Source organism: Novosphingobium sp. GW835-FHT14H07 (assembly GCF_058793515.1).
Window position 1 is genome coordinate 57019 of sequence record NZ_JBXAFX010000004.1, and the last position, 15160, is coordinate 72178.

The 15160-nt window shown below is 60.5% G+C and carries 14 protein-coding genes; 8 read left to right on the forward strand and 6 right to left on the reverse strand.

Annotated elements, in window-relative coordinates:
- Positions 1–22 precede the first annotated feature (22 nt).
- Positions 23–526 (reverse strand): hypothetical protein, encoded by a 504-nt coding sequence (locus AC1Q5P_RS05250; protein ID WP_492518337.1) that lies wholly within the window; start codon positions 524–526, stop codon positions 23–25.
- Between the two features lie 518 nt (positions 527–1044).
- Here AC1Q5P_RS05250 and AC1Q5P_RS05255 point away from each other — a divergent pair.
- Positions 1045–1656 (forward strand): polysaccharide biosynthesis/export family protein, encoded by a 612-nt coding sequence (locus AC1Q5P_RS05255; RefSeq protein WP_492518338.1) that lies wholly within the window; start codon positions 1045–1047, stop codon positions 1654–1656.
- A 15-nt stretch (positions 1657–1671) separates the two neighbouring features.
- Positions 1672–3876: a GumC family protein gene (locus AC1Q5P_RS05260; protein WP_492518339.1), complete on the forward strand. Its 2205-nt coding sequence runs from the start codon at positions 1672–1674 to the stop codon at positions 3874–3876.
- Between the two features lie 86 nt (positions 3877–3962).
- Here AC1Q5P_RS05260 and AC1Q5P_RS05265 read toward each other — a convergent pair whose 3' ends face one another.
- Positions 3963–4874, reverse strand: coding sequence for a polysaccharide pyruvyl transferase family protein (locus AC1Q5P_RS05265; RefSeq protein WP_492518340.1), 912 nt, complete (start codon positions 4872–4874; stop codon positions 3963–3965).
- A 167-nt stretch (positions 4875–5041) separates the two neighbouring features.
- Between AC1Q5P_RS05265 and AC1Q5P_RS05270 the strand changes: the two genes are divergently transcribed.
- Entirely contained in the window at positions 5042–6394 is a 1353-nt protein-coding gene (locus AC1Q5P_RS05270) for an O-antigen ligase family protein (protein WP_492518341.1), read from the forward strand.
- 32 nt (positions 6395–6426) lie between these two features.
- Positions 6427–7395: a glycosyltransferase family 2 protein gene (locus tag AC1Q5P_RS05275; protein WP_492518342.1), complete on the forward strand. Its 969-nt coding sequence runs from the start codon at positions 6427–6429 to the stop codon at positions 7393–7395.
- Here AC1Q5P_RS05275 and AC1Q5P_RS05280 read toward each other — a convergent pair.
- The gene (locus AC1Q5P_RS05280; RefSeq protein ID WP_492518343.1) at positions 7368–8891 is read right to left on the reverse strand and encodes an oligosaccharide flippase family protein; all 1524 of its coding nucleotides are present in this window, start codon (positions 8889–8891) and stop codon (positions 7368–7370) included. The genes AC1Q5P_RS05275 and AC1Q5P_RS05280 overlap by 28 nt on opposite strands.
- 190 nt (positions 8892–9081) lie before the next feature.
- Between AC1Q5P_RS05280 and AC1Q5P_RS05285 the strand changes: the two genes are divergently transcribed.
- The 4 genes from AC1Q5P_RS05285 to AC1Q5P_RS05300 are packed head-to-tail and all read left to right on the forward strand — an operon-like array spanning position 9082 to position 12519.
- Positions 9082–9885 (forward strand): Stf0 family sulfotransferase, encoded by an 804-nt coding sequence (locus AC1Q5P_RS05285; protein ID WP_492518344.1) that lies wholly within the window; start codon positions 9082–9084, stop codon positions 9883–9885.
- Positions 9882–10766 carry a glycosyltransferase family 2 protein gene (locus AC1Q5P_RS05290; protein WP_492518345.1) on the forward strand — a complete coding sequence of 295 codons (885 nt, stop codon included), beginning with the start codon at positions 9882–9884 and terminating at the stop codon, positions 10764–10766. Before AC1Q5P_RS05285 ends, AC1Q5P_RS05290 begins: the two co-directional genes overlap by 4 nt.
- On the forward strand, positions 10763–11899 hold the full coding sequence (locus tag AC1Q5P_RS05295; RefSeq protein WP_492518346.1) for a glycosyltransferase family 4 protein: 1137 nt from the start codon (positions 10763–10765) through the stop codon (positions 11897–11899). The genes AC1Q5P_RS05290 and AC1Q5P_RS05295 overlap by 4 nt, the downstream gene beginning before the upstream one ends.
- Positions 11896–12519: a sulfotransferase family protein gene (locus AC1Q5P_RS05300; RefSeq protein ID WP_492518347.1), complete on the forward strand. Its 624-nt coding sequence runs from the start codon at positions 11896–11898 to the stop codon at positions 12517–12519. The genes AC1Q5P_RS05295 and AC1Q5P_RS05300 overlap by 4 nt, the downstream gene beginning before the upstream one ends.
- Here the strand turns inward: AC1Q5P_RS05300 and AC1Q5P_RS05305 are convergent.
- Genes AC1Q5P_RS05305 through AC1Q5P_RS05315 form a run of 3 tightly spaced genes read right to left on the reverse strand, consistent with a single transcriptional unit; the run spans position 12516 to position 15153 of the window.
- Entirely contained in the window at positions 12516–13688 is a 1173-nt protein-coding gene (locus tag AC1Q5P_RS05305) for an acyltransferase family protein (RefSeq protein ID WP_492518348.1), read from the reverse strand. The two genes, AC1Q5P_RS05300 and AC1Q5P_RS05305, sit on opposite strands and share 4 nt — an antisense overlap.
- On the reverse strand, positions 13679–14083 hold the full coding sequence (locus tag AC1Q5P_RS05310; protein ID WP_492518349.1) for a VOC family protein: 405 nt from the start codon (positions 14081–14083) through the stop codon (positions 13679–13681). The genes AC1Q5P_RS05305 and AC1Q5P_RS05310 overlap by 10 nt, the downstream gene beginning before the upstream one ends.
- Positions 14083–15153: a hypothetical protein gene (locus AC1Q5P_RS05315; RefSeq protein ID WP_492518350.1), complete on the reverse strand. Its 1071-nt coding sequence runs from the start codon at positions 15151–15153 to the stop codon at positions 14083–14085. The genes AC1Q5P_RS05310 and AC1Q5P_RS05315 overlap by 1 nt, the downstream gene beginning before the upstream one ends.
- Positions 15154–15160: the final 7 nt, after the last annotated feature.

The following is a 15160-nucleotide window of genomic DNA, read 5'->3' on the forward strand; positions in this document are numbered from 1 at the left end:
CCCTGCGCGTCAGGGCTAGGCGCTACGGCTTGCGACGAGCGCTTCGTGGCGTGGATTTCTCTGCCTGCACCAATTGTGGGTAGATCCATGCTGCGCCGCCGACGCACAGTGTCGCGCCGATGTCGAACAGCCAGTTGAGGTGAGGACCGCGGTAGAGCAGCCGGTCAACCGCGTGCAGGGAAATCAGGCGCAAACCCATGAGTCCAATCATGCCGACTGACGCCAGACGCGCGGCGCGAAGCGCGATGGTCGAGCGTCGCCAACGATCGCCGCCCGCCCGGAAGGCCAGGCTCGCGAAGACCAGCGTCACGACCACCGCTGCTGCAGCCAATGGTGCCTGCAATTCGCGCCGCTCCCGGTAGTCGCCAGCCAGCAAGAGAGATTCGCGCAGGAGATCGCGCAGCACCTCTTCCAGGTTGAGCGCACGCATAACGCTGAGAATCAGGAACAGCACGCCGCAAAGCACCCAGGAAGATATCGCCTTCTGGCGCCCCGGGTAATCACCCAGCCCGCGCAACTGCAACACGGCGTGGACGCAGAGCCCCGTTACGACGACATAGCAAAAACTGGCGATCAGATTTAGGGTCACAGCTGCTGACCTCGCATTGCAATTGAGCGGAGCCGACCGCTCCAAACAGGTTCCATGTCGCAGTTATTGCGACATTAACTGCCAGTCCATACACCGAACGACTTTGTGCGCTGCAGCATTTCGGCGCAACCTCGGAACCGACCGGCGCAAAAACGGTCGCGTCAGCACGTGCCAAGACGCTGAATTACCGTGACGAACCGTTCCCCCGCCAACACGCCTTCCTAGTTGCCGCACTGCAGCCAAGGGCGTGATGCGGGTTGCTTAGGTAAAAGTTACAGCCTATGCAAAACCACGTGTTTCATGAGGTTCCTCTGCGAATGGCAATAATTCGGACCGGCCGTAAGGCGCCCAAGGCAACCGCTTCCAGAAAATCATATATCAACGGGACTGCTGCACTTGCTTTGGCGTTGGTGATATCAGGTTGTGGGTCCACCCCTCCGCCGGTTGTGGGAACAGTGAACTCGGCACCGGTCGCAGAAGACGGCCAGTCCGGTTACAGCACGATGGTTTCTCCGGATTATCCGCTGAGGCCGTCGGATACGATCTCGGTTGCAGTGTTCCGTGAGCCTGACCTTTCGGCCGAGCGTGTGCGCATAGACACCGACGGCTTCGTCGGCCTGCCGCTCGTTGGGCAAGTGCAAGTCAAGGGCATGACTCCGTCCGCCGTCGCGCGCATGATCGAGCAGAAGCTGGCCGGCGGATATATCAAGAACCCGCATGTCGCAGTAAATGTGATCGAATACGGATCACATCTGGTGACCGTGGAAGGCAGCGTAAAGAAGGCTGGCATCTTCCCGTTCCAGCCCGGAACCCGCCTTTCGGGTGCTATCTCGCTGGCGGAAGGCCCTGCCCGCGTGGCCAAGATCAACCAGATCGCGGTATTTCGCCCGACGGCAGAGGGCATGACGGTAGCGAAGTTCGATTATGCCGCGATCAAGCAGGGTACGATGCTTGATCCGGTCATGCTGCCCGGAGATCGCATCGTGGTGGGCACGTCCTCGCTGTCACAAGCCTGGCAGGACTTCCTCACGGCGATTCCGCTTTTTGCCTTGTTCACCCGCATCTGACGGGCCGATCGAAAGATGCTTATGTCCGATAATTCGCGCGCCCTTCAGGGAGGCACCGGTCCGATGGTCGATGGTTATTACCTGGATGGCCCTGCGCAAGGCGGCACCGGCGGATTCAATCTGCTGGACCTTTCCCTCATCCGTGGCTTCCTGTGGCGGCAACGCTTCATCCTGGTGGGTGTCACTGCGGTCATCCTGATCCTCGGCTACGTCGCGACGGTCCTCACCCAGCCGCTCTACACCGCCACAGCAACGGTCCGGGTCGATCCCGAAGGCGGCGAGATCGTCGAAGGGCAGGAGATGCTGGACCTTCGCGGCAGTGACATGGTGCGATACACGCAAACCTTGTCGGCAGTGCTGCAGAGCCGCTCGATGGCCTATCAGGTGGTCGACAAGCTCAAACTTGCAAGCGACCCCAGCTTCATGGGGGAAGCCGCCGCTCCCAAGAATGCGGATGCAAAGACGCTCGCTTCGCGGCGCGAAGCTGCAGCCAGCAGGGTGCGCGGCGGACTGGCGGTGAACAATCCTTCGACCGACCGCATCATGGCGATCAGCTATCAGTCCGAGAAACCGGCCGAGGCTGCCAGGATTGCGAACGCCTATGTCGACGCCTTCGTCACTGACGACTTGCGTCGGAGCTTTGAAAAGAACGCGTACGCGCAACAGTATCTCGCTGATCAGATCGCCAAGACGCGAGCAGAGCTGACCGCAGCCGAGCGTCGCGCGATTTCCTATGCGCGTGCCAACAAGATCGTCAGCCCTTCGTTGCTGGGCGGCGTCAGCCAGCAGGGCACGTCTGACAGCAACATTCCGCAGACCGTCACTGCATCGAACCTCGCCAGCGTGAACTCTGCGTTCACGTCAGCACGGACGCGGCGCATCGCTGCAGAACAGAGGTGGCGCGCCATTGCCGGCGTTTCTCCGGAGCGCCTGCCAGAAGTTCAACAGAATCCAACGTACCAGAACCTGGTAGCGTCACGCGCAAAGGCGGCGAGCGAAGCCGCCGATCTGCGCACCCGCTATGGCGACAACTATCCTCGCATTGTCGAGCTTAACGCCCAGATCAACACGCTGGACCGCCAGCTTTCGAAGACTGCCAGCGATATCAAGGATGGCTTGCGCCAGGCCTACGAAGTGGCGGCGAAGGAAGAAGGTGCGCTTTCCGGTGAACTGAGCAAGGTATCGGGCGACACGCTCGACGAACAGGATCGTCGCGTTGCGTTCAATCAGATGGATCGCAGCGTTACCGCGCTGAGCACCCAGCTGCAGTCGCTGCTTGAGCGCTACAACCAGATCTCGTCGGCTGCGAACCTGAAGCCTGGCACCATCACCAAGCTCGATGCAGCAATGGTTCCAGGTGCTCCAAGCTCTCCCAATCTCTTCAAGAACCTGATCGTCGCTCTTGGACTGGGCCTTGGTCTTGCCGTTGCGCTGGCCGTCCTGCGTGATGTGCTCGACGACCGGCTGCGTTCGCTGGAGGATGTCGAGCGCAAGCTGGATCTGCATCCGCTTGGAGCCACCCCGCTGGTGCAGGAAGGCGAAGTGGGCGAGCTGTCACTGCCTCTGGCAGAAGCCTACTCCTCGATCCGCACCTCGATCGACTTCGTCTTGCCCGACCGCGATCACAATGTGCTCATGCTGACTTCCAGCCAGGCCAGCGAAGGCAAGTCGACAACCTCGGTTGCCATCGCCCGGCGCTTTGCCCAGCTCGGCCGCAAGGTCCTGTTGGTAGAAGCCGACTTGCGCAAGCCGTCGCTGAACCTGCAGTTCGGCCTGCCGCGCGCAAAGAAGGGCTTCGTCGAGGTCCTGCTGGGAGAATGCAAGCTGGAGGACGCGCTTCTCGAACAGCTGACTCCGAATCTGGACGTTCTACCGGTCGGCGCAATTCCGTCGAACCCCACCGACGTGCTTTCCTCGGCCCCGATCGCAGATTTCATCGCCAGGTATCGTCAAGAATACTCGATGATCATCTTTGACGCTCCTCCGGTCATGGGTCTTGCCGACGCACCGCTTCTGTCGCGTCAGACCGATGGCGTGATCTTCATCATCGAAGCAAACCGCGCTCACTTCGGCCAGGCCAAGGCTGCGGTACGCAGGCTCCGCGCTGCCAATGCCAATTTCCTGGGCGTCGTGATGACCAAGTTCCGTGCGCTCGAAGCCGGCGAAGCCTACGACTATCACTATTCGTACTACACCTATGGCAACGAGGCGAAGAGCTGACCGGCTCAGCTTTTAGCCAAGCAAAAAGAAGCCCCCGGCGCCATGCGGCTCCGGGGGCTCTTTTTTTGCGCTGAAGCAGTTCGCTCTCAGGCCTCGTAATCCTTTGCCACTTCGGCGAGCATCGCCGCAAAGCGGTCCTGAGCGTTGGTCAATGCCGATGTATCGGAAAGTTGGCCCGATTGCCTTGCAAGCTTGCGCAGCATTCTGCGGGCACTAGCCTCGAGCAGACGCCGCTTCAGGCCCTTGGCACGATATTCGCGACTGCCGCCTGCCGCTTCGGAATGGCTTGCTGGGCCTGCCTTGCGCGGGAACAACTTGAGTGCGAGCTTCTGTGCGGAACGCAAAAGCGGGAAGAACTGGACGAAGCGCGGCTCGATGCCGAGGCTGTTACCCCAATCCCGCCATTTGAACCTGTTGAACTTGCGAGCAATCGCAACCGCTTGCCAAGGAACGCGGAAAGCATCGGCGATGATGGCGGCGTGCATCGATTCAGCAATGACCATTCGCGCGCTGGCCAGTTGCGCAATGACCGCATCAGGATCCCCCGAGGGACTGAGCGCAGTGATCCCGACCTCTTCGCACAGCGCCGCCCAATCAAGCAGCCCTTCGCTGCCATGATGGGGAACAAACAGAATCCGGTCGGTCTTGGCTATAGCCTGGAACCGGGGAAGTCGCGGCAGCATCACTGCGGCATCAACGATCGCCTGCGATGGCGGCAACCCCAATGCTGCGGCCGTGAGCGGGCCGCGCACGGCCCGGATATCCCAGAGTTCGGGGTTTGACTTTACATCGGGCGGTTCGCCATAACCCACGCCGGAGCCCAGCACGAGCTTGGGCACGCCTTCCGGCACGAAGCCCCGCTTGAGAATGGTGCCAACGCCGACCAGAACCGCGTCCTTTGGCCAATCCCTCCAGCCTGGCAGCAGTTCGTCCCACAACCAGACGTTCAGATCGTCACCGAAGTTGCCCCCGGGAACACCGAAATAAAGCAGATTCACCAAATGTCCTTTTCGTGCGGTCGGGCGAGCCGGCGGGTGCGCCACGCCCCTTGCCCAAGCACTGTTCCATAAGGTATTGCACTTGGCTAGACAGCATTTTTTTGCAATGCAGCATGTAAGTGTGAGAGTGCCGGGTTGGCGCTGTTGTCTCGAGGGAGTGCATCCACTTGACCAAAAGCGTAGCGGCGCAAGGAGCTTTCGTGGCGCCGCCGGTGTTCGTACCGGGCCGCCTGCCGACTTCGGCTCTGCACCGGTATCTCCCCATAGTGCTGCTATATTCGCTGATCATTCCGGCAGGCATCAGCTTCAGCATCGGCACGGTGGTGCTTTTCCCGTTTCGCCTGCTGCTGCTGGTGTCGTTGCCCTTTGTGGCCATGGAACTGGTGCGGGGCCGGGTAAAGTGGGTTTGGGCCGACACTTGCGTCCTTTTGGCCGCGCTGTGGATCTTCGCCTCCCTCATATTGAATAGAGGTACTGACGAGGGTCTGGAATCAGGCGCTCGCGAAGCCATCGACTTTGCCGTGGGCTATTTTGTAGCCCGAGTATATATCCGCAGCGGCAATGACGTCGCCCGGTTGCTGAAGGCATTCCTGCCCGGTTTCCTATTCATAGCGGCCATTCTTGCGTTCGAGAGCATTACGCACAAATTGGTGCTCTATCCCCTATTTGAATACAACGTGAAGTATGCCGAGGTGCTCAATCAGAAGCGCCTGGGCCTGTTGCGCGCTTGGGGTCCGTTCCCCCACCCGATCCATGGCGGGCTATTCATGGCGATGTTCCTGCCGCTGTATTACGTAACCGAGGCACGGTCAGGGCGACGCTGGACAGGTGTGCTCGCCTCGTGCGCGGGATTCTTTTCGCTCAGCTCCGCAGCAATTCTTGCGCTCCTGCTTGCGGCCGGACTGACTTTCTACATCTGGATTTCCGCCCGCTTGTTCCGGCGCGTGAACTGGCTCTACCTTCTTGTACCATTCGGTGCGATACTATCAGTGCTGGAATTCGTCACACAGAGCGGTGTCGTCAAGCTGATCATCCGTTATTTCTCCATCAGCCCCGGAACCGGTTATTATCGCTTGCTGATCTGGGAATACGGCACGGCATCAGTCTGGGCACATCCTTGGATCGGGATCGGCTATGCAGGCTATGAGCGCGTCGTGTGGATGCGCAGCGGCAGCGTCGACAATCATTGGCTGGCTTTGGCCATGCGGTTCGGCCTGCCGGTCTCCGTCTTTCTCGTGGTGGCAATGGTCCTGGCGCTTTGGTACCTTTCAAGCGCGCGTCGCCTGGCTTTCGTTACCCCACGCGACCGTTGGCTCAGCCACGGTCTTACCATCTCGATCGTCGCGACGTCTGCATGCCTCCTGACGGTGTTCGCATGGCTTCAGGTGCAGGTCTGGTACATGATGCTTCTAGGCATTGCCGTAGCGCTTTCGCAGAGCATGACGCGGCAATCCGCGTTTGCAGCGCGATCACGGATGCACCAAATGGCGAGCCCGGCAACCGGGCAAACTCCGGCTTGACTATCGAGCCTACTATGGACGGAACAGGTGCCATGAACGCGCTGGACAGCACCCCCTCGCTCTCGATCCTCATGGTGAACTGGAACACGCGAGAGATGACGCTCGCGTGTTTGCGGTCGCTTTTCGATCAGACGCGCGAGACTTCGTTCGAGGTCATCATGGTCGACAATGACTCGAAGGATGGCTCGGCCGAAGCGATAACGCGCGAATTCCCGACGGTTCGCCTGCTGGCCGAGAAGCACAATCACGGCTTTGCCAAGGCGACGAACATGGCCGCAGACGTGGCGCGCGGCGAATACTTCCTTCTGCTGAACACCGATACCGTCGTTCTGGATGGCGCCATCGACAAGCTGATGGCATTCTCCCGCCAGCGCCCTGAGGCCAGGATATGGGGTGGCCGCACCCTGTTCGGCGACGGCAAGCTGAACCCCAATTCCTGCTTCAACCGCATCACGCCATGGAGCGCATTCTGCCTTGCCACCGGCCTGACGCGGCTGTTCAGCCACTTTGCATTCTTCAACCCCGAGATCTTCGGCAAGTGGGCCCGTGACGACGAGCGCCAGGTCGATATCGTTTCCGGCTGCTTCCTGCTGATCAAGGCTGGCGACTGGCGAGCGCTCGGTGGCTTTGACCTGACGTTCTACATGTACGGCGAGGAATCAGACCTGTGCGCGCGCGCGCGAGCACGAGGCGCTTTGCCGCGCATTACGCCGGATGCCACCATCATTCATTATGGCGGGGCCAGCAACACGCGGGCCGCCAAGCGGATCTGCTATCTCCATGGCGCGCGGATCGGACTGATCCAAAGGCAGTTCCCGATGGGTTTGCGCAAGTTCGGCCAGAATGCCACCGTATTTGCAGTTGGCCTGCGTGCGGCCCTTTTCAAGATCGCCGCGATGATCAAGGGCGACGAAGGCACCAGAGCCAATGCCCGCGAATGGGGCGAGGCCTGGAGCAAGCGGGCCGTGTGGCGTCACGGCCCGGTCAACGGTCCGCTCTGATCCTTCCGCACCCGCAGGATTGCGCGGATGGCTGAAGAACGCAGCAGTTTGGCTGCGAGTTTCGGCGTGGCGGTCTGCAGCATTTCGACAATCAGGGACGGCCGGGCTGCGATCAGGAACAGGCCGTACGTCAATCCGGCAAGCATTGAGGTAGAGGCCAGCCGAACAAGAATTGGCAGGTCCTCGAAGAACGCTGCGTTTCTGATCGCAACCACCGGTGCCACTCCCACACCTGCGGCAATGACCGGCCAGACAATTGTCCCCAGCGTTTCACGCCAGGTCACGCCTGTTTCGCGCCACAAGAAGTAATAACTGAGCGGAGTTGTCAGCCAGGTTCTGGCGACATGGCCAATGGCTGAATAGAACAGTCCGAAAGGCGCCGAAACAACGGCCAGAAGGATGGCACAGAGTGATTGCACTGTCGACATGACGACCTGCGATCCGGGTTTTCCGGTCGAACCGAGCATGGCATCGATCAGCCTGTTTGAAGTGCCTGCGAAGACAGCGAAACAAAAGACGGGTATCAGCGGGGCTGCAGCATCGAAGCGGGCACCATACATCACACGACCGATGTCGGCCCCCATTACAGCCATCCACGCAAAGATAATGAAGGTACACAGGCTGGTTACCTGGACGATACGCAGATAGCCCTCACGCAGCTTTTCGCGATCGCCCCGAAGGCGGGCGAACAACGGGACTGCAACGTTCACGAATGGCATGATCGTAAGTTGGGTACAGAGGTCTACTGCCGAGAAGGCAAGCCGGAACAAACCGGCCTCGGTAGTACCTAGCAAGAAGCCGATTATTAGGCCAAAGCCGGACAGATTGACCGAACTCAGCATCTGAGCAGTCGTATAGCGCACGCCCATTGACCAAACCTGGCGCACATGTTTGCGACCGCCGGCGAAGTCGAGAGTCCAGCGGTAATTCCACGCCATGGTAAGCGTTCCGAACGTCGCCATGACCAATTGCTGCACGATCAAGGCATAAAGACCGAGCCCGCCCAAGGCGCAGGCGATGGCAGCAGAACCGCCCGCAAGTACTCCGGCCAACCTTCGCACTGCCAGTGCCCGAAAACCGAACGCCTTTGTCAGCATCGCTTCTTGAACCGTGCCCAATGCCTTGATGACAAAGATCGGACTGAGAAGTTCGATTGCCGGTTCCAGCACAGGATCGGAGAAAGCGAGCGCCAGAGGTTCTGCGAGCAGAAAGAGGGCTGCGGAACACGAAACGGCGAAGGCGCAAGTGGCCATCAGCGCCCCCGTCAGCACGGCCTGATCAGGTTTCTCGTGCTGGATCACGTAGTTGTAACTGCCGAACCGGGCGACCGGCCACAGAATAGTGATAATCATCACCGCTGTGGTTGCTGTCCCGAATTCCTTCACGTCGAGCAGTCGCACAAGGACAAGCATGATCAGGAAAACGGATGCCCGCTCCCCAATCGTCGCAATCGAGGACCAGGCCACCCCCGAGAACGCCTTCCGTTTGAGGCTCATGCCGGGTGGCCCTTCACGGTAAAGACTGATGCCAATCCAAGGCTTGCGCACTTGGACCCGCATTTTTCGAAACGGTCCCCGCTGGATGAGTTCTCAGGCAAGAGCACCGCCACGCTTTGTTTGTTGCAACTGCGAAGTGCACCTCTTATCCAGTATGGATAGATCTTGGAAGTCGGCAAACGGAACAAAAATGGCACTCTACGAAGACCAGTTTGAAGACCGTTTTGACTTTCCCAACTCTGCGCCGACGCGACGCACGTTGATCATTGCATCCACGCCGCGGTGCGGGAGCCATTATCTGGGCCATGCATTGCAGGGCACTGGGCTGTTCGGGTCACCTTTCGAGTACGCGAACCCAGTCAATCTGCAGCGGTGGCAGTCGGTCATAGGCACCGTGAACATGCCTGAGGCAATCCGGGCAATCATGGCTCGGCGCACCTCGGAAAACGGGGTTTTTGCGATTAAGGTGCACTGGTCTCACATCGGCCAGTTCGGCAGCGTCAACCGCATGCTGGGTCTGTTCCCGGACGCTCGCTTCTTCCATATCAGGAGGCGTGATCTTGTTGGGCAAGCCATTTCGTTCGCTATTGCCCGGCAGAACGGTGTCTGGATTTCGGGACAGGAGGGCAATGGTCGCGTTCCCGAGTACGATTTCCAGCAGGTATACCGGTGCCTCGGCACACTTGTGGACCACAATGCTGCGTGGCAGGCAGCGATTGCTCAGACAGGTTTGCCGTTCGACGGAATGGATTTCGAGGACATTCGCAAGGACCTGCCTGCTGCGGTGGATCGCGTGGCGTCATTGCTGCACATAGATTTGCCAAGCACAGCGCTGGATGTTTCGGAGAAGACTGAAAAGCAATCCGGTGAGCGGAACGCCGAGTGGCGGGCGCGCTTTCTCGAGGATGTTGCTTCGAGCCGGTACCGCCCCGCCAGGATGGCAGTGGATTTCAGGCGGGTGGCGTCAATGGCCAAGGGGGCCATGTCGCGATGAGCCTGTCGGCAGCTCCGCCCTATTCCGTGATCGTGCCGGCGCACAACGAAGGCCGCGTGATCACGCGGTTGCTGCAGGGCCTGCTGGGCGGGTTTGCTCACGACGACCCGGCCCGGCCCGAGGTCATCGTGGTGTGCAACGGCTGTTCGGACGACACGGCGGCCGTGGCACGCTCGGCAGCGCCAGGATGCAAGGTGATCGAACTGGCGCAGGGTTCCAAGCCTCTTGCGCTCAATGCCGGCAATGCCGCGGCGACAGCTTACCCGAGGTTCTTCGTCGACGCCGACATCCTCGTCACGCACCGCGATCTGGCAGCTGTCGCGCAAGCGCTTGATGAACCAGGCATCCATGCGGCCGCTCCGCGAATCGTAATCGACTTGGCCGGGTGTTCGGCCCCGGTTCGGGCTTATTACAAGGTCTGGCAGTGCCAGCCCTATGTGCAACGCGGCATGGTGGGTTCCGGGGTGTTTGGCCTGTCCGAGGAGGGCCTGGAAATCGTCGGCGAGTTTCCGGCGATCATCGCGGATGATGGCTATGTGCGTTCCCGCTTTGCCGAGGAGCAGCGGCGCTCGATTGCGAAGGATCGCGAGGGCCACGCGGTTTCCTTTACGGTCTTTCCGCCTCGCGACCTTGGATCGTTGCTTTCGATCGAGGCACGGCGCCGGCGCGGTGACGCCGAGTTGCGCGCAAAGTTCCCCACAGCGTTTGCTGTACGCACGACAAGCGGTGGCTCGCTGCTCTCCAGTCGTAAAGAGGGTGCCACCCTTGGCCAGATCATGACCTATGCGGCGATAAAACTGGGCGGCCGCGCGTTGTTCGCGTTCGAGAAACTGACAGGACGACGCGCAAAATGGCGGCGTGACGAGAGTTCACGAGCGTGAGAGTTGCCTTCGTTGCGATGGGCGATCCGCATGACCGGCGGACATGGAGCGGAACGCCTTATTACGCGATGCAGCAGATCGGGCCGCGCGTTTCGGAGTTCAGGGTTCTCGAAACGCCGCGCCTCGATCGCTGGCTCAAGAAGGTCAACGGTGCGGTGCGCAGGCTGGGCCGCGACCTCACCCGTAATCCTCTGATCACACGGCTCTTTGCGCGGGCGATAGAGCGCCAGCTGGAACAGTTCCGCCCTGATGTGATCCTGGCCGTCGGTGGCGCCTACAAGCTGGCCCGGATCAGATCGTCAGTGCCGATCGTGTTCGTTTCCGATGCCCTGTTCTGCTCGATCGTGGATTACTATGCGAAGTTCCGGCGCATGGACGGTGCCACGCGGCGCCGGTCGATGGCGCTGGAAAGCGCGTTTCTGGAACCAGCCAACCGTCGTCTTGCGCTCATGTCAAAGTGGGCAGCGGACACGGCCATCGCAGCACATGGCATCGCGCCTGACCGGGTCCGCGTTGTTCCGATCGGGGCCAATCTCGACGCCGATCCCGGCCGACGGGTGCTCGATACAGTGAAGGACCGACTTATCCTGTTGTGGATCGGGGTGGACTGGGAGCGCAAGGGCGGGAGGCTGCTGCTCGAGTCCTTCGGCCGCATCCGTAAAAGGCACCCTGAAGCGGAACTGCATATCGTCGGCATGGACCCTGCGGAAGCGCACGGGCGTGATGGCGTGACCGTCCACGGTTTCCTGCGCAAGAGCGTACCGGAAGAGCGGGAGCGACTCCTCACCCTGTTCGAGCGATCCGCGCTGTATGTCATGCTGAGCGCCGAGGAAGCCTTTGGCCTCGTCTACTGCGAAGCAGCCGCCTTTGGAGTGCCCAGTATCGGCTATCGTACCGGTGGCGTGACCACCATCGTCAAGGATGGCGAGACCGGCCTACTGCTTCCACTCGAGGCAGGCGCGGAGGAAGTGGCGGACGCTGTCGATGCGATCTGGCTGGATCAGCCGCGCTATGCATTGATGCGAGCGGCGGCACGCAAGCGGTACGAGGATGTGCTGAACTGGAATGCGTGGGGCGATGCCGTGCTTGAAGAACTGACCAACGCCAGCCGCATGGGAGGCAGCGCCGCATGAGCCGGGCGAAAGTATTCTGCATCGGTTTCCAGAAAACCGGGACATCATCGATGCGTGATGCGCTGGAGCAGCTGGGCTACCGGGTGACCGGCGTGTTCGGACGCAAGAACACCCTGGCCGACCTGCGGGCGAATTACGTGAAGATGGGCATTGCCATCGCCCGAGACTTCGATGCGGTGGAGGATATGCCGTGGCCGCTGATGTACCGCGAACTGGATGAGGCCTTTCCTGGTTCGAAATTCATCCTGACGGTCCGCAATACCGACAAGTGGTACAAGTCGATCGCGGGGCACTTTGGCGCCAATCCCTACCACATCCAGCAACTGACCTATGGTGACGATGCGCCCGCTCCGGTTGGGCATGAAGCGCGCTATCGAGAGGTCTACGAGGCGCACAATTCAGCCGTACGGGAGTATTTCCGTGACCGTCCGCAGGACTTGCTGGTCATGGAGCTGGAGAAAGGCGACGGGTGGGAAAAGCTTGGCGCGTTTCTGAACGTGGCGGTGCCGGGCGGGCCCTTTGTGCAGACCAACTCTTCGCGGCAGCGCGCAAGCTTCCTGCAGCGAGTGCGCAAGCGTCTGCACAAGCTGGGGCTGCCAGTAGGCGTAATGGACGGCTAAACCGCGGGTTCGGATTGCGGACGAGGGCCCATGATCCGAGACGCGTTGGCGTTGATCCAGTCGCGAACGGGGCGCTCAAACCAGATATGCGCGGCCCAGGCGAGCAGGGTAACCGCGACAATACCCGCCGCGATGAGCAATAGTGCCGTCCCTGAACCAGCCCCTTGCCAGTCTGGCAAGACGAGATCGTAGAGGGCAATCCCGAAGCCGAAGTGGATCATGTAGACCGCATAGGACACCTCTCCCAGCAAGACCGGGAACGGTGTGCAGGCAGCCTTCAATCCGCCATTCCTCTCGGCATCGGCCGCTGCCAGTATCAAAGCACCGAACGTCAGAACGATGACCGGCAATGGCAGGCGCAAAAGGACAGACGCCAGCATCGCCGCCACGGCTGCGAAGAAGCCGAGCGTCGCTGACCGCCCCGCGCTGTGCCGCATCCCGAAACGATAGAGTGCGACGCCGAGGACAAATTCAGGCAGGATGCGCAGTATTCCGACGTTCCACGTCATCGAGAAGACCGCGAGTCCGATCGCCGCCCTGACCGCGTAGAAATACAGCACGATGCCGATAGCCAGCGCAGCCAGCACGAGTGCCGGCCTGCGCACGGCCGGGGCCAGTACAGCCGTCACCAATGGGAAAAGCAGGTAGGCAAACCATTCAGCGCTGATGGACCAAGATGGCTTATTGAAATACAAGGCATCGCCTGCACCCCAGGCGTGGATCAGCAGGACATTGCCGATGGTCTCACGCAGCAGTTCGCCCCGTGGCAAATGAACGAACCGGCCGGGATCCCACTCGGTGAAGGACCAGTTCGCCTTTGTGGAAATGATGCCGAACACGACCATTACCACCAGCATCAACACGTGCATGGGGTATATCCGCGCAATCCTCCGGCTGAGGAAGTTCCAGTAATCCAGACGCCCCTGTTCCTGCCTGGCCATGTAAACGTGGGCGAGCACGAAGCCTGACAGGATGAAAAAGAAGTCCACGCCGAGAAAGCCATATTTCACGACCGCGAGCGACTTGAGGCCACTCTCCGGGAAGTAATTGGACCAGTGGAACAGGACAACCCACGCCGCAGCAAGCCAGCGCAAGGAGGTAAGTGTCCGGATGTCGGCAGGGTAGTCCTGCTTAGGCAGTGAAACAGTGACGATGTCCGTCACTTCCATGGCTGAACGAATTCAATCTGGATGCCCCGGGTCGAAACCGGGTGGATGAAATTGCACCAGAAATCTCCCGCCCCCTTGATCGGCGCAGGTTCCAGCAGCCGCAACTGGCGCTCTTCACACCACCGCGCCACCGCATCGAAATCGTCAATCTCGTAGGCGAAGTGGTGAACACCGCCCGCACCCTTGTTGAAACGCAGGAGCGGGCCGTCATCTGCCACGACGAGTTCGACTGCGGTTCCCCCGGCGGCCGGCTTGGTGAAAATGCACCAGCTGTGCCAAGGCTCGACATAGCCTCGATAGTCCTCGACCAGACCGAACGTCTCGAGATGTTCGTCAACGTCCTGCATTGATGGCAGGACTACGCCGACGTGGTGCAGCTTGTACGCCTCGAACATCAACGGTCATCCTTTCCCGCGGGTTGGCCCAGCCAGCCCGCTTCTACCATGCGGTCACCCAGCCACTGCGTTACCTTTGCTGCGCCAATGCGGTTAACGTGGCCATAGTCGGAGAAATTCCGGGGATCGGCTGCAAGGAAGCGCGCTTCGAGCAGGCTCCCTCGCGCCGTATAGAAATCGGCGTCCTGAACCGGCATCTCGAAGTGGAAGATCGGCGTGTAGAGGAATACCAGCCGCGTGCCGTTGGCTTTGGCCAAATCGGCGATCTCGCGGGTATAGAAGCGCTCCTTGGCGAACTCCTGATCCTTGGCCCAGGCCGGCAGAAGCGGCGGGGTGATCGAAGTTGCCCGCACCCGCGCATCCGGCATGAGTTCTTCGGCGGTGTGGATGCCGTCACGGTCAACGTGGCCACCGGTCGGCGTATCGAAGGACCTGGTCGAATCGAAGCGAGGGCCGATGTAGTTGGCGGCATCGAATGCAACGTGATTGCCGAAGGCTTCGGGGAACAGCGTCTGCACGAACAGCGACATCTGGCGATAGGGAACGTAGGACAGGTCGCTGAAGTACTCGGTATTGAGCAGCACCGGCGCGCTTACCAGATCGCTTGCCTCGGCGATGTTGCGGAACGCGGGGTGCCCTTCGCGCGGCATCTGCTCGATCGCGGAGAAAATGATCAGCTTCACCTCGGGATGGGTGCGCATAAGCTGGCGGGCAATCACGTAGTGAACGTTCTGCCCTTCCTGCGGCATCGAAAGATTGGCGACATGGATCGGCCTGCCGAGCTCGCGGGTGAGGCGGTCTTCGAGGGCGGGCGAACTGATCGCGGCCTGCAGGCGGGAATTGCCGATGATGGCGACGTCTATCGGCGTCTTGTCGAACGCCATGCGTTCATATCCCCAGACCGCGCGATACTGCAGCGTGGGCAGCAGTTGCTGGTAGCGGATGTACGGATCATGGGGGAGCAACAAGGTTGCTGCGTTCAGGGCGAAAAATGTTGCCAGCAGGAGCCCGAGCAAGCCCCACGGGCTCCGCTCCACCGGCGTTTCGACGTTCTGGGGCTGGTCCGTCATGGTCTGT

Excerpts from the sequence above, each read along its gene's own strand:
- AC1Q5P_RS05260 (WP_492518339.1), top strand. The coding sequence starts at position 1,672 with ATGCTTATGTCCGATAATTCGCGCGCCCTTCAGGGAGGCACCGGTCCG.
- AC1Q5P_RS05275 (WP_492518342.1), top strand. The coding sequence starts at position 6,427 with ATGAACGCGCTGGACAGCACCCCCTCGCTCTCGATCCTCATGGTGAAC.
- AC1Q5P_RS05280 (WP_492518343.1), bottom strand. The coding sequence starts at position 8,891 with ATGAGCCTCAAACGGAAGGCGTTCTCGGGGGTGGCCTGGTCCTCGATT.
- AC1Q5P_RS05285 (WP_492518344.1), top strand. The coding sequence starts at position 9,082 with ATGGCACTCTACGAAGACCAGTTTGAAGACCGTTTTGACTTTCCCAAC.
- AC1Q5P_RS05290 (WP_492518345.1), top strand. The coding sequence starts at position 9,882 with ATGAGCCTGTCGGCAGCTCCGCCCTATTCCGTGATCGTGCCGGCGCAC.
- AC1Q5P_RS05300 (WP_492518347.1), top strand. The coding sequence starts at position 11,896 with ATGAGCCGGGCGAAAGTATTCTGCATCGGTTTCCAGAAAACCGGGACA.
- AC1Q5P_RS05305 (WP_492518348.1), bottom strand. The coding sequence starts at position 13,688 with ATGGAAGTGACGGACATCGTCACTGTTTCACTGCCTAAGCAGGACTAC.
- AC1Q5P_RS05310 (WP_492518349.1), bottom strand. The coding sequence starts at position 14,083 with ATGTTCGAGGCGTACAAGCTGCACCACGTCGGCGTAGTCCTGCCATCA.
- AC1Q5P_RS05315 (WP_492518350.1), bottom strand. The coding sequence starts at position 15,153 with ATGACGGACCAGCCCCAGAACGTCGAAACGCCGGTGGAGCGGAGCCCG.